Here is a 17,955-nt window from a genome sequence, read left to right on the forward strand (position 1 = left end):
TGTGATACCGTTCACGAGTACCGAGAACACGCCGAAAGACCTGACAGGTGGAGGACTTCCGTCCCTCGTCGGTCTCCCTCGACGGGCCCGCCGCGCTCGCGGGCGGCCCGGCGGCGGCCACTCGGTCGGTGACACCCCGCCACCATCTGTGCCCGTCCCCCCGCCACATCGACATGCCGCCGGAGCTGCCGACATGCCGTCCACCGACGCCCGGATCCTCCGAGGCGCCGCGATTCCCACTGCGGTCGCCGGGATCATCGCCATGGCGATCTCCTTCGCCGTCGCCGGCGGGAAGGGCCTGCTCGGCGCCCTCATCGGTGTGGTGCTCGTGATGGCCTTCTTCGCCTCCGGCCAGGTCGCGCTCGACCGGCTGACCAGGTCGAACCCGCACATCATGATGGCCGCGGCGCTGCTGGTGTACACCACGCAGATCCTGCTGGTGGGCATCGTCCTGGCGGTCTTCAAGAACACCGACCTGTTCAACCGGCAGGCCTTCGCCTTCACCCTGCTCGGGTGCGCCCTGATCTGGACGGGCTTCCAGGTGCGCGGCGCGCTCAAGGCCAAGACCTTCTACGTCGACCCCGGCGCCTCGGAAAACAAGGGCGACAAGCCCTCCGACAAGGGTCGTCAACAGTGACGAGGCCTGACTGTCCCCCCAACGAGGGGGGCGGTGTTTATGCCGCACTGACGGGCTGCTATCGTCCGTCGCAACAACGGAGTACGGGAAGAGGCCAGGTCTGTCCGGACAGTGGACGGATCGCCCCCCGGATCCGCGCAGTCTTCGATGATCCCGCGGTCGCGCAGCAAGCCGTCGCGCGGGGTCGGCGAGAAACCCATCAAGTTCCAGTGCCGCTCCGTGGTCGCAGGCCACGCCGACACACCGAGGTTGCCGTAACCATGCGTCACGACGAAGGAGTCCGTGGTGAGTGCTGAACTCACGTCCCTCGCCTCAGGCAGTTGCCACTTCGGGGACGCTGGCTGCGGCTTCCCGGCCCCGGGTCTGAACGAGTTCCAGTTCAAGCCGATCTTCTCGGTCGGCGGCATCGACTTCAACAAGCCGATGCTGCTGTCGATCATCGTCGCGCTCCTGGTCGTCGTGTTCTTCTGGGCCTCGTTCGCGAAGCCGCGTCTGGTCCCGGGCAAGCTGCAGCTCGTCGGTGAGATCGGCTACGACTTCGTCAAGCGCTCCATCGTGCTGGAGACGATCGGCAAGAAGGGCGAGAAGTACGTCCCGATGCTGGTCTCGATGTTCTTCTTCATCTGGTTGATGAACATCATGTCGATCATCCCGTTCGCGCAGTACCCCGTGACGGCGACGATCGCGTTCCCGGCCGGCCTCGCGGCCGTCGTGTGGATCACCTACATGACGCTGACCTTCAAGAAGCACGGCTTCGTCGGCGGCTTCAAGAACCTCTGCTGGCCCTCGGGCATCCCCGGCTGGGTCATGTTCATCCTGGTGCCGATCGAGTTCTTCTCGAACATCTTCGTGCGCCCCTTCACGCTCGCGGTCCGAGCCTTCGCGAACATGTTCGCCGGCCACCTGCTGATCGTGATGTTCTCCATCGCCTCCTGGTACCTGCTCAGCCCGACCCTCGGCGCGCTGTACGGCTCGGCCTCGTTCGTCGTCGCCGTCGCCCTGACCGCCTTCGAGCTGCTGGTCCAGTTCCTGCAGGCCTACATCTTCGTGATGCTGGCCAGCAGCTACATCGCCGGTGCCCTGGAAGAGGCGCACTGAGCCAGGGGGCTCCGGCCCCGCCCAAGAACCACATCCCGGATCGCCCGGTGGCCAATCACCACCGGTTCACCACCCTGCAAAGGACAACGTCAATGAGCATCCTCGCTGAGGGCACTGTCTACGGTTCCGTCGCCTCCATCGGCTACGGCCTCGCCGCCATCGGCCCCGGCATCGGCGTCGGTCTGATCTTCGGTAACGGTGTCCAGGCCATGGCCCGCCAGCCCGAGGCTGCCGGTCTCATCCGTTCCAACATGTTCATCGGCTTCGCGCTGACCGAGGCGCTGGCCCTCATCGGCATCGTCATGCCGTTCGTCTTCGGCAACAAGTAATCCTGCCGCAGACCCTTTCGAGGAAGGTCCAGAAATGAGCATCGTGGCTCAGCTCGCGGCTGAGGAGAAGATGAACCCTCTTCTCCCCAACTGGCCCGAGATCGTTATCGGCCTGCTCTGCTTCTTCATCGTCTTCGGTCTGCTCGGCAAGAAGCTCCTTCCCAGCATCGAGAAGGTGCTGTCGGAGCGCCGGGACGCCATCGAAGGCGGCATGGAGCGCGCCGAGGCCGCTCAGGCCGAGGCCCAGGCCCTGCTTGAGCAGTACCGCGCCGAGCTCGCCGAGGCGCGCCACGAGGCTGCCCGGATCGTCGAGCAGGCTCGCGAGCAGGGCGCCGCCCAGCTCGCCGAGATGCGCGAGGAGGGCCAGCGTCAGCGCGAGGCCATCGTCGCCGCCGGTCACGCGCAGATCGAGGCCGACAAGAAGCAGGCGACTGCCGCCCTGCGCCAGGACGTGGGTTCGCTGGCCACCCAGCTGGCTTCCCGCATCGTGGGTGAGTCCCTGGAGGACTCCGCCCGGCAGAGCGGCGTGATCGACCGCTTCCTGGACGAGCTGGAGGCCAAGGCCGCCGTTGCTCAGGGTGCGGCCAAGTGATCGGCGCCAGCCGCGAGGCTCTTGCCGCCGGTCGGCAGAACCTGGACAGCCTGACCGACTCCACCTCGGTGGACGCGGCCAAGCTCGCCGAGGAGCTCACCGCCGTCACGGCCGTGCTGGACCGCGAGGTGTCGCTGCGCCGCGTCCTGACCGACCCGTCCCGGTCGGGCCAGGACAAGGCCCAGCTGATCACCTCGCTGCTGACCGGTCAGGTCTCCGGCGAGACCGTGGACCTGGTCTCCGGCCTGGTCCGCTCCCGCTGGTCGGGTTCGCGCGACCTGGTGGACGCGACCGAGGAGCTCGCCGCGTACGCCGAGGTCATCGCCGCGGACAAGGCCGGCGTCCTGGACGACGTCGAGGACGAGCTGTTCCGCTTCGGCCGGGTGGTGAGCGGCTCGCACGAGCTGCGCGCCGCGCTGACCGAGCCCAAGGCCGGCGCCGCCGCGAAGACCGAGCTGATCAAGAAGCTGCTCGGCGGCCGCACCAACGCCGGCACCGTCCGGCTGGTCACCGCCCTCGTGAACGTGCCGCGTGGCCGTAGCCTGGAGCAGGGCCTCGAGTCCTACTCGAAGCTCGCCTCCGCGCGCCGCGGCCGCATGGTGGCCCTGGTCACCAGCGCGGTGCCGCTGTCGGACGCCCAGAAGGAGCGCCTGTCCGGTGCTCTGGGCCGGATGTACGGCCGCCAGGTCCACCTGAACATCGACGTCGACCCCGAGGTCGTCGGTGGTGTCCGGGTGCAGATCGGCGACGAGATCATCGACGGCACCGTGTCGAGCCGCCTCGAAGGCGCTCGCCAGTCGCTCGAAGGCTGAGCAACCAGCAGCACATCCGACCCTCGGTCGGGAAACCGGCTCCCCAAGGAGTCGGCAAAACGTACGGCCGGTTCATACGACCCGGCCGAGAGTCGAGTACTTGCGGCCCTCAATGGCGGGCCGAGGATCGCAAACTAGGAGAGCAGGGAAGCCTGATGGCGGAGCTTACGATCCGTCCGGAGGAGATCCGGGACGCGCTGGCCGACTTTGTCCAGTCGTACCAGCCGGACGCCGCTTCTGTGGAAGAGGTCGGCACGGTCACTGACGCGGCGGACGGCATCGCGCATGTCGAGGGCCTGCCCTCGGTCATGGCGAACGAGCTGCTGAAGTTCGAGGACGGCACGCTCGGCCTCGCGCTGAACCTCGACACCCGCGAGATCGGTGTCGTCGTCCTCGGTGAGTTCGGCGGCATCGAAGAGGGCCAGACCGTGCGCCGCACGGGCGAGGTCCTCTCGGTTCCGGTCGGCGACGGCTACCTCGGCCGCGTCGTGGACCCGCTGGGCAACCCGATCGACGGTCTCGGCGACATCGCCGCCAGCGGCCGCCGCGCCCTTGAGCTGCAGGCCCCCGGCGTCATGGCCCGCAAGTCGGTCAAGCAGCCGCTGCAGACCGGCATCAAGGCCATCGACGCGATGACCCCGATCGGCCGCGGCCAGCGCCAGCTGATCATCGGCGACCGCCAGACCGGCAAGACCGCGGTGGCCGTCGACACGATCATCAACCAGCGTGACAACTGGCGCTCGGGCGACCCGGAGAAGCAGGTCCGCTGCATCTACGTCGCCGTGGGCCAGAAGGGCTCCACCATCGCGTCCGTCCGCGGTGCCCTGGAGGAGGCCGGCGCGCTGGAGTACACCACCATCGTGGCCGCTCCCGCCTCCGACCCGGCCGGCTTCAAGTACCTCGCCCCGTACACCGGTTCGGCCATCGGCCAGGAGTGGATGTACGACGGCAAGCACGTCCTGATCATCTTCGACGACCTGTCGAAGCAGGCCGAGGCCTACCGCTCCGTCTCCCTGCTGCTGCGCCGCCCGCCGGGCCGCGAGGCCTACCCGGGTGACGTCTTCTACCTGCACTCCCGCCTGCTGGAGCGCTGCGCCAAGCTCAACGACGCCCTCGGCGGCGGCTCGATGACCGGTCTGCCGATCATCGAGACCAAGGCCAACGACGTCTCGGCGTACATCCCGACCAACGTCATCTCCATCACCGACGGCCAGTGCTTCCTGGAGTCCGACCTGTTCAACGCCGGCATCCGCCCGGCCGTGAACGTCGGCATCTCGGTCTCCCGCGTCGGTGGCTCCGCCCAGATCAAGGCCATGCGCTCGGTCGCCGGCCGTCTGCGCCTGGACCTCGCCCAGTACCGCGAGCTGGAGGCCTTCGCCGGCTTCGGCTCCGACCTGGACGCGGCCTCCAAGGCCCAGCTGGAGCGCGGTGCGCGCATGGTCGAGCTGCTGAAGCAGGGCCAGTACCAGCCGTTCCCGGTCGAGGAGCAGGTCGTCTCCATCTGGGCCGGCACCACCGGCAAGCTGGACGACGTCCCGGTCGCCGAGATCCGCCGCTTCGAGCGCGAGTTCCTGGACCACGTGCGCCTGCAGCACAAGGACCTGCTGGCCGGCATCGTCGAGACCGGTCTGCTGGCCGACGGCACCGTCGACGCCCTGACCGAGGCGATCGAGGCCTTCAAGCAGGGTTACCAGACCGCCGACGGCAAGCTGCTCTCCGAGCAGGCCTGAGTCCGGTAGCGAGGGAAAGGACGTAACGACCCATGGGAGCACAGCTTCGGGTCTACAAGCGCCGGATCCGCTCTGTCACCGCGACGAAGAAGATCACCAAGGCGATGGAGATGATCTCCGCGGCGCGCATCGGCAAGGCGCAGCGCGCGGTGGCGGCCTCCGCTCCGTACGCCGATGAGCTCACCCGGGCGGTGACGGCGGTGGCCACCCGGTCCAACGCCAAGCACCCGCTCACCACCGAGAACCCGAACGCCTCGCGCGCGGCCGTCCTGCTGATCACGGCGGACCGCGGCCTGGCCGGCGGTTACTCGTCCAACGCCATCAAGGCCTCGCTGACGCTCACCGAGCGCCTGCGCGGCGAGGGCAAGGACGTCGTGACCTACATCGTCGGTCGGAAGGGTCTGTCGTACTACACCTTCCGCAACCTGGCGGTGGGGAACTCGTGGACGGGCTTCTCGGACAAGCCGACCTACGGCGACGCGAAGACGGTGGCGGCCGAGCTGATCGAGGCCTTCACGGCCGAGGACGGCGGCGTGGACGAACTCCACGTGGTCTCCACCGAGTTCGTGTCCATGCTGACGCAGGACGCGGTGGAGGCGCGGCTGCTGCCGCTGAAGCTGGACGAGGTCCAGCTCAGCGACCAGACGCCGGCCAAGTCGGAGATCTTCCCGCTGTACGACTTCGAACCGTCGGCCGAGGGCGTCCTGGACGCGCTGCTGCCGCGGTACGTCGAGAGCAGGATCTACAACGCGCTGCTGCAGTCGGCCGCTTCCGAGCACGCCGCCCGCCGCCGCGCGATGAAGAGCGCGACGGACAATGCCGGCGAGCTCATCAAGTCGCTCACGCGGCTTGCCAACTCGGCCCGTCAGGCCGAGATCACCCAGGAAATCAGCGAGATCGTCGGTGGCGCCAACGCGCTCGCTGACGCCAGCCGCGGGAGCGAATGAGTATGACCACCACTGTTGAGCCGACCACGGCGACGGGCCGCGTCGCGCGGGTCATCGGCCCGGTCGTCGACGTGGAGTTCCCCGTCGACGCGATCCCGGAGATGTACAACGCCCTGCACGTCGAGGTGGACAACCCCGACGGCTCGGGCAAGAAGACCCTGACCCTCGAGGTCGCCCAGCACCTCGGCGACGGCCTGGTCCGCGGCATCTCGATGCAGCCGACCGACGGCCTGGTCCGCGGTTCGCAGGTCACCGACACCGGTGCCGCGATCTCCGTGCCGGTCGGCCAGATCACCAAGGGCAAGGTCTTCAACGCCCTCGGTGACGTGCTGAACGTCGACCAGGCGGAGTTCGACTCCCAGGTCGAGGTCCGGTGGCCGATCCACCGCAAGGCCCCCGACTTCAAGGACCTCGAGTCCAAGACCGAGATGTTCGAGACCGGCATCAAGGTCATCGACCTGCTCACCCCGTACGTCCAGGGTGGCAAGATCGGTCTGTTCGGTGGCGCCGGTGTCGGCAAGACCGTTCTGATCCAGGAGATGATCTACCGCGTCGCCGAGAACTTCGGTGGTGTGTCGGTGTTCGCCGGCGTCGGCGAGCGCACCCGTGAGGGCAACGACCTCATCGACGAGATGGTCGACTCGGGCGTTCTGGACAAGACCGCGCTGGTCTTCGGCCAGATGGACGAGCCGCCGGGCACCCGTCTGCGCGTCGCGCTGTCCGCGCTGACCATGGCGGAGTACTTCCGTGACGTCGAGAAGCAGGACGTGCTCCTCTTCATCGACAACATCTTCCGGTTCACCCAGGCCGGTTCCGAGGTGTCGACCCTGCTCGGCCGCATGCCCTCCGCGGTGGGCTACCAGCCGAACCTGGCCGACGAGATGGGCCTCCTCCAGGAGCGCATCACCTCGACCCGCGGTCACTCGATCACCTCGATGCAGGCGATCTACGTCCCCGCGGACGACCTGACCGACCCGGCCCCGGCCACCACCTTCGCCCACCTGGACGCGACCACCGTTCTGTCGCGCCCGATCTCGGAGAAGGGCATCTACCCGGCCGTCGACCCGCTGGACTCCACGTCCCGCATCCTCGACCCGCGGTACATCGCGCAGAACCACTACGACACGGCCGTCCGTATCAAGGGGATCCTGCAGAAGTACAAGGACCTCCAGGACATCATCGCCATCCTCGGTATGGACGAGCTGTCCGAAGAGGACAAGATCACGGTGCACCGCGCCCGTCGCATCGAGCGCTTCCTCTCGCAGAACACCTACGTGGCGAAGCAGTTCACCGGTGTCGAGGGCTCGACCGTGCCGCTGTCGGAGACCATCGAGGCCTTCAACTCGATCGCCGACGGCAAGTACGACTCCGTTCCGGAGCAGGCCTTCTTCATGTGCGGTGGCATCGAGGACCTCGAGAAGAACGCCGCCGAGCTGGCGAAGAAGTAATCGCGGCCGGTAGCAGCTGAGTGACCGTGAGGGGTGGCCCCCGAGCCTGGGGACCACCCCTCACGTCGCATCGGCTGTGATTCCGGTCAAATCCGTGCCGCCGGTTTCATGCCGGAGGCGCGGGGCCGTTATTCTTACCGAAACTCCCGAGTAATCGGGCGTTGCATGAGCCTAGGAGCCCACGTTGGCTGAGCTGCACGTCGAGCTGGTCGCAGCCGACCGCAAGGTGTGGTCCGGTGCGGCCACCATCGTCGTCGCCCGTACGGCCTCCGGTGACACCGGCATCATGCCGGGCCACACCCCGGTGCTGAGCGTGCTGGAGACCGGTCCGGTCACCATCCGCACGGTGGACGGCGGCACCGTCATCGCCGCGGTGCACGGCGGCTTCATCTCCTTCGCCGACAACAAGCTGTCTCTGCTCGCGGAGATCGCCGAGCTGGCGGACGAGATCGACGTCGCGCGTGCCGAGCGCGCACTGGAGCAGGCCAAGTCCGACCTGGACGCGCACGCCGAGCGTCGCGCCGAGGTCCGACTGTTCGCGGCGCGCGGCCTCAAGGCCCACGCCTGAGTGTGCCGGACCCCGGCTTCGCGGGGTCGACCGACGGTCCCGGGGACGCGCGAGCGTGACCCCGGGACTGTCGTCGTAGTTGGTAGGTCAGCGCGGTCGTCGGTACGGCCGCAACGGGGAACGCGGGTAGCGAGGAGGTAGGTGAGCATGGTCCTCGCGCTTGTGGTGTGTGCGGCGGTCGTGGCGCTGGGAGTGATCGGCCTGATGGCCTTCGCCGTACGCCGCCGCCTGATCCAGAGGGTCGGCGGCACGTTCGACTGCAGTTACCGGCTCAAAATGCCCGCGGACGCCTCGACGCAGCCCGACCTCGACGAGAACGGCAAACCCACCTCAGCCCCGGTCCCCCCGACCGACGGCAAGGGGTGGGTTTTTGGTATCGGCCGCTACAGCGGCGACTCGATCGAGTGGTTCCGGGTCTTCTCGTACGCCCCCCGCCCGCGCAAGGTGCTGCCACGCCGGGAGATCGAGGTGCTCGGTCGGCGCTACCCGGAGGGCCAGGAGGAGCTGGCGCTGCTCTCCGGCTCGGTGGTGCTGCGCTGCCTGCACAGCGGGGCGCCGTTGGAGCTGGCGATGAGCGAGGACGCGCTCACCGGCTTCCTGGCCTGGTTGGAGGCGGCCCCGCCCGGGCAGAGGGTCAACGTCGCGTAGCGACGAGACGGGGGAGGGGCAACCTCGCGTAGGTCCGGGGGGTCACCGGGGGGCCGGCCCGTCGGGCTAGGGTGGCCGCATGGTCAATCTGACGCGCATCTACACCCGTACCGGGGACGACGGCACCACCGCGCTCGGCGACATGAGCCGGACCACCAAGACCGATCCGCGGCTGATCGCGTACGCCGACGCCAACGAGGCGAACGCGGCGATCGGGGTGGCCCTCGCGGCCGGGGCGCTGCCCGAGGACGTGGCGGCCGTGCTCACCCGGGTCCAGAACGACCTGTTCGACGTCGGCGCCGACCTGTCCACGCCCGTGGTCGAGGACCCGAAGTACCCGCCGCTGCGGGTGCTGCAGTCCTACGTCGACCGGCTGGAGGGGGACTGCGACCACTACCTGGAGCAGGTGGAGAAGCTGCGCAGCTTCATCCTGCCCGGCGGCACGCCCGGCGCGGCCCACCTGCACCTGGCCTGCACGGTGGTGCGGCGGGCCGAGCGCTCCACCTGGGCGGCGATCGCCGAGCACGGGGACTCCGTCAACCCGCTGACCGCGAAGTACCTCAACCGGCTGTCCGACCTGCTGTTCATCCTGGCCCGGGTGGCCAACAAGGAGCGCGGCGACGTGCTCTGGGTGCCGGGGGAGAACCGCTAGAGCCGCTAGGCCTTCTCGGCAGGCTCCTTCGGCTCGACCACCCGGCCGTGCTCGACCCGCACGCCGGCCGGGGGCTCCTTGGGCCAGATCGAGTAGCAGCCGGCCACGATCACGTTGACCACGGCCGCGATGCCCAGCTTCCAGTACCACTGGGCGAAGGTGCCGAAGTGGGCGGAGCCCGCGGAGAGCGGCACCAGCAGGGTGATCAGGGTCAGGGTGACCGCCGCCGAGACGACGGTCCGGCCGGCGACCCGCCACTCGTGCGCGGTCCGCTCCGGCCCGTACCTGGGCGAGGGCAGCGGCGCGGGCCCGCCGGCGAAGCGGTGCAGGAAGTGCCGGTCGGCCCAGGCGACCAGCGAGGGGCCGTAGCCGATCGAGAAGCCCGCGTAGCTCGCCGCCAGGGCGTGCATCCAGCTCGCCTCGGCCCCGCTCCGCAGGTTCAGCACGGTGAGGGTGTACAGGGCGAGGTCCACCACCGGCAGGCCGACCAGCAGCGCGGTGCTGGTGCGGCGCCACCGGAGCAGGTAGCGGGCGGAGAGCGCGAGGCCGAGCACGATCCACCAGGAGATCTCGGCCGCGGCGATGAGGGTGACGATCACGTTCTGCTCCCGGTCGTTCGGCGGTGCTTCCAGCCTCGTGCGCGGGCGCGCCGGTGTCGTCGTCGTGCGGTGCGGTCCGGGCCTGCACCTTTCGATGTAGCGGGCTCCTCCGTGCTCCGGAGCCGGGCGGGCCGCCGGGGATGGTGAGATGGGGCCGTGCTCGTACCGTCCCTCCCCCCGCGCCGACTGGACCGGCTGATCGCCCTGTGCGGGCTGCTCGGCGGGGCGGTGCTGATCGTCTTCAAGGTGTACGACCGGGCCGGTCCGGTGCCCCGGTGGGCGGTGGCGCTGCCGCTGGTGGTGATGGCGGGGCTGGAGCTGGTCCGGCGCACCCGGCCGGTGCTCGCGGTGTCGCTGGGCGGGCTGGCCTTCGTCGGGTGCGTGTTCGCCGGCAGTCTGCTGGCGACGACGATCATGTACACCGATCTGCTGTACGCGGCGGTGCTCTACGGCACCCGCCGGATGTCGCGGGTGCTGCACCTGACCGGTGGGGCGACCGTGCTGGTGCTCTCCAGCCTGGCCTGGTACACGGCCGGGACCTCGTCGGGGCTGTTGATCGTGGTGCTCAGCTCGCTGGTGTTCCTGGCCCCGGTGTGGACCGGCGACCTGGTGCGAAAGCACCGGCAGGAGGCGGAGACCGAGCGGCTGCGGGCCGAACAGACCGCCCTACTGTCGGAGATGGACCGGCGCGAGGCGGTCGGTGCCGAACGGGCCCGAATGGCAAGGGAGTTGCACGACGTGGTGGCCAACCACCTGTCGGCGATCGCGATCCACGCCACCGGGGCGCAGTCGGTCGCCCGGCGGCGGCAGCTGCCCGCGGACGATCCGCTGGTCGAGGTGCTGGCCGTGATCCGGGAGAACAGCGTCCAGGGATTGGCCGAAATGCGTCGCATGATCGGACTGCTCCGGGACAGCGGCGGCGGCGAGGCCGACGAGTCCTACGCGGCGCCCGACCTGGCCGCGGTGGACGCTCTGTTGGCCAAGGCCAGGGCGGCCGGGCAGGACGTCGGGCTGGAGTTCGAGCTGACCGAGCTGGGCGAGCGCGGCGCCGTCCCGGTGCCGGTCGGGCTGGCCGCGTACCGGATCGTGCAGGAATCGCTGACCAACGCGCTCAAGCACTCCGGGCCCGGGCTGGTCGCGGTGCGGCTGGAGTTCGGCCCCGAGGAACTGCGGATCGGCGTCGACAGCCCGTACCGAGGCGAGCCGGGCCGCGAACTGCCCGGCGCCCGCGCCGGGCTGGTGGGCATGTCGGAGCGGGCCGGGCTGCTCGGGGGGAGCTTCGAGGCCGGGGCGCGGGACGGGTACTGGAGCGTGCGCGCGGTGCTGCCGCGCGTCCGGGAGAGCGAGGGACGGGCATGACGATCCGGGTGCTGGTGGCGGAGGACCAGGCGGCGGTGCGGGCGGCACTGGTGATGATCCTGCGCGCCGAGCCGGAGTTCGAGGTGGTCGGGCAGGCCGCGGACGGGGAGGAGGCCGTCCGGCTGGCGCTGGAGCTGCGGCCCGACGTGGTGCTGATGGACGTGCAGATGCCCCGGCTGGACGGGGTTTCGGCGACCCGTCAGGTGGTCGCGGCCGGGGCCGCCCAGGTGCTCGTCCTGACCACCTTCGACCTGGACGAGTACGTCTACGGCGCGCTGCGGGCCGGCGCGGCCGGGTTCCTGCTCAAGGACCTGGAGGCGGACACCCTGGTCGAGGGCATCCGGACGGTGGCGCGCGGGGACGGCATGCTGGCGCCCTCGGTGACCAGGCGGCTGATCGGCACCTTCGCCCGCCCGGAGCGGCCGGTCGGCCCTGAGGCCCGGGCGGCGGTCGCGGGGCTGACCGGGCGCGAGCGGGAGGTGCTGGCCTGCGTCGGGGCCGGGATGTCCAACGGGGAGATCGCGGCCCGGCTGGTGATGGCGGAGGCGACCACCAAGACCCACGTCAGCCGGATCCTGGCGAAGCTGGGGCTGCGCAGCCGGGTGCAGGCGGCGATCCTGGCCCAGGACCTCGGCCTGACCGTCTGACCGACCGGCTGACCGCTGACGAGCATCCTGATCAGCTGACCACGTCGGTTGCAGATCACACTCCCGATTGCTGTGGCGCGGGGGATCCGGGCGTTAGAGTCCCGGAATTGAGCGATGCGGCTCCAGGCGGCGATCCCTGCCCTGAGCCGCCTTCAGGGCCCGCCCGCAGGGCGGCGACGGCATCGGGAGACCCAGCCATGAGCAATGCGTCCAGCAAGCAGATCGCCGTGATCGGTGCCGGCCTGATGGGCGCCGGCATCGCCCAGGTGTCCGCGCAGGCCGGCCACCCCGTGGTGCTGCGGGACGTGACCGAGGAGGCGCTGCAGCGCGGCCTCGCGGGCATCCGCGCCTCGTACGAGAAGTTCGTCTCCAAGGGCAGGCTGAGCGCCGAGGACGCCGAGGCCGCGCTGGGCCGGATCACCACCACCACCGACCTGGGCGCCGTGGCCGAGGCCGACATCGTGGTCGAGGCCGTGTTCGAGAACCTGGAGGTCAAGGAGGGCGTCTTCCGCGAGCTGGACAAGCTCGCCAAGGACGGCGCCGTGCTGGCCTCCAACACCTCCGCCATCCCGATCACCCGGATCGCCGCCGTCACCCGGCGCCCCGAGTCGGTCGTCGGCGTCCACTTCTTCTCGCCGGTCCCGATGATGAAGCTGGTCGAGCTGGTTCGCGGCTACAAGACCAGCGACGAGACCCTTGCCGACGCCCGCGCCTACGCCGAGGGCGTCGGCAAGGAGGTCGTGGTGGTCAACCGCGACGTGGCCGGCTTCATCACCACCCGCCTGATCACCGCGCTGGTCGTCGAGGCCGCCAGCCTGTACGAGTCGGGCGTGGCCACCGCCGAGGACATCGACACCGCCTGCCGCCTCGGCTTCGGCCACGCGATGGGCCCGCTGCAGACCGCCGACCTCACCGGCGTGGACATCCTGCTGCACGCCGCCCGCAACATCTACACCGAGACCCAGGACGAGAAGTTCGCCGCCCCGGAGATCATGGCCCGCATGGTCACCGCCGGCGATCTGGGCCGCAAGAGCGGCCGCGGCTTCTACCCGTACGAGGGCAAGTGACCCGACGGGGCTGAACGCCCTGGTGGGCCGTGCGATCGGGGCATCGTGCGGCCCACCGCGCCGCGCGGGTGAGTTTCCTCACGCCGGGTGCCGCAGACGGGTGATTTGGGCGGTAATCGAGCGTAGGTGTGGAGAGTTCCTGCGTATATTCCCTCGGACGAGTGAAGTTGCTTCAGAACGGGGCGGAACCAGCAACCTGCGGCGCTGCTCCACCGTCAGATGAGGGAATCCGGCAGTGCGACCGGGGCCGGGCGCGAGCCGAGCCGTCACAGGCGTTCCGCCCGGGCCGTCCCACCCGATCCATCCGATCCAGGGGGCACCCCGCCTCCCGGCCCGTCACGACCGGGACCGGGACCGGACCCACCCCGACCAGGCCCACCCAGGCGAAGGAGGAGAGCATGCGCATCACCGGCGACCACAAGGCGCTGGCCATCGAAGGCCGCCTCGACGTGCGCACCGCCGCCGACGCGCGGGCCCAGCTGCACCAGGCCGTGGACGGCGGTTTCGGCGACCTCGTGCTCGACCTCGCCCGGCTGGAGTTCTGGGACGCCACCGGACTCGGCGTGATCATGGGCACCCACCGGCGGGCCGGCCGGATCGGCCGCCGGCTCGTGCTGCGCTCCGTCCCCGCCCAGCTCCAGCGGCTGCTGGTGGCCACCAAGCTGCACCGCATCCTGGCCGTCGACGGCGGCATCGCCGAGGCGCACGTCCTCTAGCGGCCGTCCGGCGCCCGAGCGTCCGTCAGGCCCCTGACCGGGCCGTTCCCGCCTTCACCTTCCCCGCACCCGGACCGCGCTGCACGGGCGGCCCCGGATGTGCAAGAGTCTGCCCGTCAGATGACGGCCGCCCGGGGCCGGCTGCCCACAGCCCGCCCGCGGCCGCGACCGAGACGTGTGCCGGCCGGCGCGGGGCGCCGGCGGCCGACCACGATGCGGAGCAGAACGTGGCACAGCCATCCGGGGAGTTCCGGCAGGAGGCCGCCCGCACCCGCGGCGGCGAACTGGTCTCCGGCGGCCTGCTGGTCGGCGTCGGCGCCCCGGACGGCTCCGAGGCCAGGCCCTGCCCGGAGGAGTGGCGGCCCCGCCCCCGCAGGCTCGAACGCAGCGAGCCCGCCCGGGGCCCGGTCGGCGGCGTCGGCCGCGCCGTCGGCCCGCTCGCCCTCGGCGCCGGGCCCACCGACCTGCCGCTGCTCGACCGCGAGGCCGACATCGCCGAACTGCTCGGCCTGCTCGCCGAGGGCCGCTCGATACGCCTGGTCGGCCAGGCCGGCTCGGGCCGCAGCACCCTGCTGTCGGCCGTGGCCGAGGCCGCCGCCGACCTCGCTTCCGGCGGCGTCGTGCAGCTCTGCGGACACCGCCGAACCGCCGCCGACCTGCTCCAGGACCTCTTCGCGGCCACCCACCACGCCCCCGGCTTCCGGCCCGACCCGGGCCAGCTGGCCGCCCACCTCGCCGGGGTCGGCGCGGTCGTCGTGATCGACGAGGCCGAGCCGACCGGCCCGGAGCTGGAGGAGCTGCTCGCCGCTGTCCCCGGCTGCGCCTTCCTGATCTCGGGCGCCCCCGACAGCCCGCCGCTGCCCGCCGACTCCCGGCTGCGGGACCACCTCGTCCCCGGGCTGTCCCGGACCGCCTGCCTCGCGCTCACCGGCCGGCTGGCCGGGCGGCCCCTGGACGTCGCCGAGAAGGCCTGGGCGGTCGACCTCTGGTTCGAGTCCGAGGGCCTGCCGCTGCGCTTCGTCCAGGCCGCCGCGCTGCTGCGCCAGCGGGACGTCTCGGTGGACGCGCTGGTAGCCGCCGAGGAGGACCGGCGGGACGTCTTCGGCGCGGTCGACGAGCCGGTCCACGACCCCGACCCGGCGATCCGGGAGGACGCGCTGCGGCGCACCGTACCGCTGCCCTCCGTCGCCGAGACGGCCTCGCCCGCGGTCCGGCTCGCCGAGGGGCTCAGCGAGCCCGCGCAGGCCGTGCTGCGGCTGGCCGTCGCGCTCGGCGGCGAGTGCCCCACCGCGCCGCACCTGCCCGCGCTGATCGACGTCGGCCAGGGCGAGAGCGCACTGGCCGAACTCGCCGACGCGGGGCTCGCGGTGTCCATCGGCGGCCACCACCGGCTGACCGCGGGGGCGCTGGAACTGCTCGCCCCGCACTGGCCGGCCCGCGGCTGCGTCGACGGCGCCGCCCAGCACTTCGCGTGGTGGGTCGGGCACAGCTCGGTGTCGCTGGCGCAGATCGCCGCCGAGGCCGAGGTGCTGATCGGCGTGCTGCTCGCCGACCGCACCGCCGGACGGCACGAGGCGGTGGTCCGGCTGGCCCGGGCGGCGGCGCCCGCACTGGCGCTGTCGCTGCGCTGGGGTGCCTGGGAGCGGGTGCTGCAGCTGGGCCTGGAGGCGGCCCGGCGAAGCGGCTCCGCGGTCGACCAGGCCTGGTTCCACCACGAGGCGGGCGTGCACGCGATCTGCCTCCAGCAGCCGTCCCGGGCGCTCGCCGAACTGGAGACCGCGCTCACCCTGCGGGCCACCGCCGGGGAGCAGCGCGGGGTCGCCGCCGCGCGCCGGATGCTCGATCTGTTGCGCGCCGACGGCCGACAGCTGCCGGCCGCCGCGCCCGCCGCGGCGGCGCAGGGGCGAGGGCCGGTGATCCGCAAGATCGCGGCGCGGGTGCCGGCCAAACTGAAGGCCCGGGCCGGGAAGCGGCGCCGGGTGGTGGTGGCCTCGGCGGCCGTGCTCACCTTCGGGGTGCTCGGGACGGCGGTGGCGATGAGCCTCACCGGGCCCGACGAGCACAAGGCGAACGACCCGCACGGGCGGCTGGACGAGGTCGGCGACACCGGCAACGCGCCGATGCCGCAGCCGTCCGCCGACCACAGCGCGGGTACGGCCGGGACCGGCGGCACCGAGCCGGGCAGCCCGGCGGGTACGGGGACCAGCCCGGAGCCCTCGGCGAGCGGCAGCGCGTCGCACTCGCCCGGCGCCTCGCCGTCCAAGCGGCCGAGCGCCTCTCCGGGGGCCACCGGGTCGGCGGCCCCGCAGCAGTCCCAGCCGCCGGTTCCGGGCCAGTCGCAGCCGCCGGAGCAGCCGCCGGGGCAGAAGCCCGGCGGCTCGGGCGGGGGCGGCAACGGCGGGGGAGGCACTCAGCCGGGTGGCGGCGGGGGCGGCACCCCGCCGTCGCCGAGTCCGTCCGCGACGTCCCCCAAGCCCAGTTCGACGCCGACCGGGCCGGCCACTCCGACCGTCCCGACAAGCCCGTCGCCGACCTCGACCTGACCGGTCAGAACAGCTTGAGCTTGTCGTCGTCGATGCCGCGCAGCTCGTCGTAGTCCAGCACCACGCAGCCGATGCCCCGGTCGGTTGCCAGCACGCGGGCCTGGGGCTTGATCTCCTGCGCGGCGAAGACGCCCTTGACCGGGGCCAACAGCGGGTCCCGGTTGAGGAGTTCGAGGTAGCGGGTGAGCTGCTCGACGCCGTCGATCTCGCCGCGGCGCTTGATCTCGACGGCGACCGTGGCGCCGTCGGAGTCGCGGCAGAGGATGTCGACCGGGCCGATCGCGGTCGGGTACTCGCGGCGGATCAGCGACCAGCCGGCACCGAGCACCTCCATCCGGTCCGCGAGCAGCTCCTGGAGGTGGGCCTCGACGCCGTCCTTGATCAGACCCGGGTCCACCCCGAGTTCGTGGGAGGAGTCGTGCAGCACCTCCTCCAGCGTGATGATGAGCTTCTCGCCGGGCTTGTTCTCCACCGTCCAGACCCCGTCGGCCTCCTTGAGGACGCACGGCGGGGACATCCAGTTGAGCGGCTTGTAGGCGCGGTCGTCGGCGTGGATGCTGACGCTGCCGTCGGCCTTGACCAGGATCAGCCTGGTGGCGGAGGGCAGATGGGCGGAGAGCCGACCGGCATAGTCGACTGAGCAGCGGGCAATTACGAGACGCACGGTCGACCACGCTAGCCCACCGGGGCCAGTTGATGCGATTCCGAGACGACCGGGTGAAGAAAGCGCGAACCCCGCGAACATGGAGGTTCGGCGGGCCCGCCGCCGCTCCCCGCGCTCTGGCGTACGCCCCCCTCGGACCGCTACGGTGTGTGACGGTGCGGATGCGGGGTCGCTGTCAACGGGGATGGAGACTTCAGATGAACGATCCGACGGGATCAGGCCAATCTGGTGCACCACGGCGTATTTCCGAAGCAATCCGTAGGAATGACCAGCCCGCTCCGCCGTTGACTGCCACGCTGTTCTGACGCGGTCGGTGTTCAGGACGTCACGTCCCGTGGCGCCGCCGCCTTCGCAAAGGTGCCGGAAACCCCCGTCCCACGGTGGTCCGGACATCACCTGCGATTTCGCCCACCCTCACTGTGAGCTTGGACTACGCATGACCACCCGGGCGCCGCGCGGGTGGACCGCGAGAGGAGAATCCATGTCGCTCGACGTCTCACCGGCCCTGCTGGAGAAGGCCGAGCGGGGCGAGGTCGACGAGCGGGAATTCGTCGACTGCGTCCGCGTCTCGTTGCCGTACGCCTGGGACCTGATCAGCTCGCTGGTCGCGCAGGCGAAGGTCGACGGCACCGACTTCGCCGACAACCAGGTGCCGCCGCCCAGCGAGCAGGCCCGCGGCCAGCTGCTGCGCGCCCTGGCCAGCGATGCCATCCGGGGCGCCCTGCAGCGCCACTTCGGGGTCCGGCTGGCGTTCCAGAACTGTCACCGGGTGGCGGTGTTCCTGCCGTCGGAGGCCAACGAGGCGCGGTACGGCCGCTTCACCTCCGTCCGGGAGCAGCTGCTCAACCAGTCCGAGGAGCTGCGGGACTGCTGACCCGGCCGGTGCCGGCCGCCCCGCC

General features: G+C 71.1%; 19 protein-coding genes. 17 read left to right on the forward strand and 2 right to left on the reverse strand.

All coding sequences use genetic code 11. The features are described 5' to 3' along the window. The first annotated feature begins 193 nt into the window (after positions 1 to 193). The 11 genes from ACH4J0_RS22705 to ACH4J0_RS22755 all read left to right on the forward strand — a co-directional run bounded on the left by ACH4J0_RS22705 (position 194) and on the right by ACH4J0_RS22755 (position 9,461). A complete protein-coding gene (locus tag ACH4J0_RS22705) occupies positions 194 to 637 on the forward strand; it encodes a hypothetical protein (protein ID WP_396242326.1) in 444 nt (147 codons plus the stop codon). A gap of 285 nt (positions 638 to 922) precedes the next feature. Then, positions 923 to 1,735, forward strand: a complete 813-nt coding sequence (atpB, locus tag ACH4J0_RS22710) for a F0F1 ATP synthase subunit A (RefSeq protein ID WP_396242327.1) — start codon at positions 923 to 925, stop codon at positions 1,733 to 1,735. 92 nt (positions 1,736 to 1,827) lie between these two features. After that, on the forward strand, positions 1,828 to 2,064 hold the full coding sequence (atpE, locus tag ACH4J0_RS22715) for an ATP synthase F0 subunit C (protein WP_030282059.1): 237 nt from the start codon (positions 1,828 to 1,830) through the stop codon (positions 2,062 to 2,064). A 34-nt stretch (positions 2,065 to 2,098) separates the two neighbouring features. Continuing rightward, positions 2,099 to 2,656: a F0F1 ATP synthase subunit B gene (locus tag ACH4J0_RS22720; protein WP_270144021.1), complete on the forward strand. Its 558-nt coding sequence runs from the start codon at positions 2,099 to 2,101 to the stop codon at positions 2,654 to 2,656. Then, positions 2,653 to 3,468: a F0F1 ATP synthase subunit delta gene (locus tag ACH4J0_RS22725; protein WP_396242328.1), complete on the forward strand. Its 816-nt coding sequence runs from the start codon at positions 2,653 to 2,655 to the stop codon at positions 3,466 to 3,468. Before ACH4J0_RS22720 ends, ACH4J0_RS22725 begins: the two co-directional genes overlap by 4 nt. Positions 3,469 to 3,623: 155 nt before the next feature. Further along, complete coding sequence (atpA, locus tag ACH4J0_RS22730) at positions 3,624 to 5,198, forward strand: F0F1 ATP synthase subunit alpha (protein ID WP_396242329.1); 1,575 nt, start codon at positions 3,624 to 3,626, stop codon at positions 5,196 to 5,198. A 32-nt stretch (positions 5,199 to 5,230) separates the two neighbouring features. Next, complete coding sequence (locus ACH4J0_RS22735) at positions 5,231 to 6,145, forward strand: F0F1 ATP synthase subunit gamma (protein WP_396242330.1); 915 nt, start codon at positions 5,231 to 5,233, stop codon at positions 6,143 to 6,145. A 2-nt stretch (positions 6,146 to 6,147) separates the two neighbouring features. Next, entirely contained in the window at positions 6,148 to 7,593 is a 1,446-nt protein-coding gene (gene atpD / locus ACH4J0_RS22740; RefSeq protein WP_396242331.1) for a F0F1 ATP synthase subunit beta, read from the forward strand. Positions 7,594 to 7,777: 184 nt separating this feature from the next. Next, positions 7,778 to 8,161 carry a F0F1 ATP synthase subunit epsilon gene (locus ACH4J0_RS22745; protein ID WP_030282045.1) on the forward strand — a complete coding sequence of 128 codons (384 nt, stop codon included), beginning with the start codon at positions 7,778 to 7,780 and terminating at the stop codon, positions 8,159 to 8,161. Positions 8,162 to 8,308: 147 nt separating this feature from the next. Further along, on the forward strand, positions 8,309 to 8,809 hold the full coding sequence (locus tag ACH4J0_RS22750; protein ID WP_224277554.1) for a DUF2550 domain-containing protein: 501 nt from the start codon (positions 8,309 to 8,311) through the stop codon (positions 8,807 to 8,809). 79 nt (positions 8,810 to 8,888) lie between these two features. Continuing rightward, on the forward strand, positions 8,889 to 9,461 hold the full coding sequence (locus ACH4J0_RS22755) for a cob(I)yrinic acid a,c-diamide adenosyltransferase (protein ID WP_396242332.1): 573 nt from the start codon (positions 8,889 to 8,891) through the stop codon (positions 9,459 to 9,461). 5 nt (positions 9,462 to 9,466) lie between these two features. Here the strand turns inward: ACH4J0_RS22755 and ACH4J0_RS22760 are convergent, their stop codons facing one another. After that, the gene (locus ACH4J0_RS22760) at positions 9,467 to 10,060 is read right to left on the reverse strand and encodes a hypothetical protein (RefSeq protein WP_396242333.1); all 594 of its coding nucleotides are present in this window, start codon (positions 10,058 to 10,060) and stop codon (positions 9,467 to 9,469) included. A gap of 156 nt (positions 10,061 to 10,216) precedes the next feature. Here ACH4J0_RS22760 and ACH4J0_RS22765 point away from each other — a divergent pair, with 156 nt between their 5' ends. The 5 genes from ACH4J0_RS22765 (at position 10,217) to ACH4J0_RS22785 (ending at position 16,392) form a co-directional block, all read left to right on the forward strand. Beyond that, positions 10,217 to 11,419, forward strand: coding sequence for a sensor histidine kinase (locus ACH4J0_RS22765; RefSeq protein WP_396242334.1), 1,203 nt, complete (start codon positions 10,217 to 10,219; stop codon positions 11,417 to 11,419). After that, entirely contained in the window at positions 11,416 to 12,066 is a 651-nt protein-coding gene (locus ACH4J0_RS22770) for a response regulator (RefSeq protein WP_396242335.1), read from the forward strand. Before ACH4J0_RS22765 ends, ACH4J0_RS22770 begins: the two co-directional genes overlap by 4 nt. Positions 12,067 to 12,263: 197 nt before the next feature. Continuing rightward, positions 12,264 to 13,133, forward strand: coding sequence for a 3-hydroxyacyl-CoA dehydrogenase family protein (locus tag ACH4J0_RS22775; protein ID WP_396242336.1), 870 nt, complete (start codon positions 12,264 to 12,266; stop codon positions 13,131 to 13,133). 398 nt (positions 13,134 to 13,531) lie between these two features. Further along, positions 13,532 to 13,849, forward strand: a complete 318-nt coding sequence (locus ACH4J0_RS22780) for an STAS domain-containing protein (RefSeq protein WP_396242337.1) — start codon at positions 13,532 to 13,534, stop codon at positions 13,847 to 13,849. Positions 13,850 to 14,076: 227 nt separating this feature from the next. Beyond that, positions 14,077 to 16,392, forward strand: coding sequence for an ATP-binding protein (locus tag ACH4J0_RS22785; protein ID WP_396242338.1), 2,316 nt, complete (start codon positions 14,077 to 14,079; stop codon positions 16,390 to 16,392). 4 nt (positions 16,393 to 16,396) lie between these two features. Here ACH4J0_RS22785 and nucS read toward each other — a convergent pair whose 3' ends face one another. Beyond that, on the reverse strand, positions 16,397 to 17,056 hold the full coding sequence (gene nucS, locus ACH4J0_RS22790; protein ID WP_396242339.1) for an endonuclease NucS: 660 nt from the start codon (positions 17,054 to 17,056) through the stop codon (positions 16,397 to 16,399). A gap of 481 nt (positions 17,057 to 17,537) precedes the next feature. On the opposite strand from nucS, the gene ACH4J0_RS22795 reads away from it, so the two are divergent. Then, positions 17,538 to 17,930: an SCO5389 family protein gene (locus ACH4J0_RS22795; protein WP_380452930.1), complete on the forward strand. Its 393-nt coding sequence runs from the start codon at positions 17,538 to 17,540 to the stop codon at positions 17,928 to 17,930. The last annotated feature ends 25 nt before the right edge of the window (positions 17,931 to 17,955 follow it).

The sequence above is a fragment of the Kitasatospora sp. NPDC017646 genome (assembly GCF_044329365.1).
In the GTDB taxonomy this organism is placed as follows: Bacteria; Actinomycetota; Actinomycetes; order Streptomycetales; family Streptomycetaceae; genus Kitasatospora.

What these genes read in the sequence shown, in the direction of transcription:
- ACH4J0_RS22705 (WP_396242326.1), top strand. Translation starts at nt 194, where the DNA reads ATGCCGTCCACCGACGCCCGGATCCTCCGAGGCGCCGCGATTCCCACT.
- atpE (WP_030282059.1), top strand. Translation starts at nt 1,828, where the DNA reads ATGAGCATCCTCGCTGAGGGCACTGTCTACGGTTCCGTCGCCTCCATC.
- ACH4J0_RS22720 (WP_270144021.1), top strand. Translation starts at nt 2,099, where the DNA reads ATGAGCATCGTGGCTCAGCTCGCGGCTGAGGAGAAGATGAACCCTCTT.
- atpA (WP_396242329.1), top strand. Translation starts at nt 3,624, where the DNA reads ATGGCGGAGCTTACGATCCGTCCGGAGGAGATCCGGGACGCGCTGGCC.
- ACH4J0_RS22735 (WP_396242330.1), top strand. Translation starts at nt 5,231, where the DNA reads ATGGGAGCACAGCTTCGGGTCTACAAGCGCCGGATCCGCTCTGTCACC.
- atpD (WP_396242331.1), top strand. Translation starts at nt 6,148, where the DNA reads ATGACCACCACTGTTGAGCCGACCACGGCGACGGGCCGCGTCGCGCGG.
- ACH4J0_RS22750 (WP_224277554.1), top strand. Translation starts at nt 8,309, where the DNA reads ATGGTCCTCGCGCTTGTGGTGTGTGCGGCGGTCGTGGCGCTGGGAGTG.
- ACH4J0_RS22755 (WP_396242332.1), top strand. Translation starts at nt 8,889, where the DNA reads ATGGTCAATCTGACGCGCATCTACACCCGTACCGGGGACGACGGCACC.
- ACH4J0_RS22770 (WP_396242335.1), top strand. Translation starts at nt 11,416, where the DNA reads ATGACGATCCGGGTGCTGGTGGCGGAGGACCAGGCGGCGGTGCGGGCG.
- ACH4J0_RS22775 (WP_396242336.1), top strand. Translation starts at nt 12,264, where the DNA reads ATGAGCAATGCGTCCAGCAAGCAGATCGCCGTGATCGGTGCCGGCCTG.
- ACH4J0_RS22780 (WP_396242337.1), top strand. Translation starts at nt 13,532, where the DNA reads ATGCGCATCACCGGCGACCACAAGGCGCTGGCCATCGAAGGCCGCCTC.
- ACH4J0_RS22795 (WP_380452930.1), top strand. Translation starts at nt 17,538, where the DNA reads ATGTCGCTCGACGTCTCACCGGCCCTGCTGGAGAAGGCCGAGCGGGGC.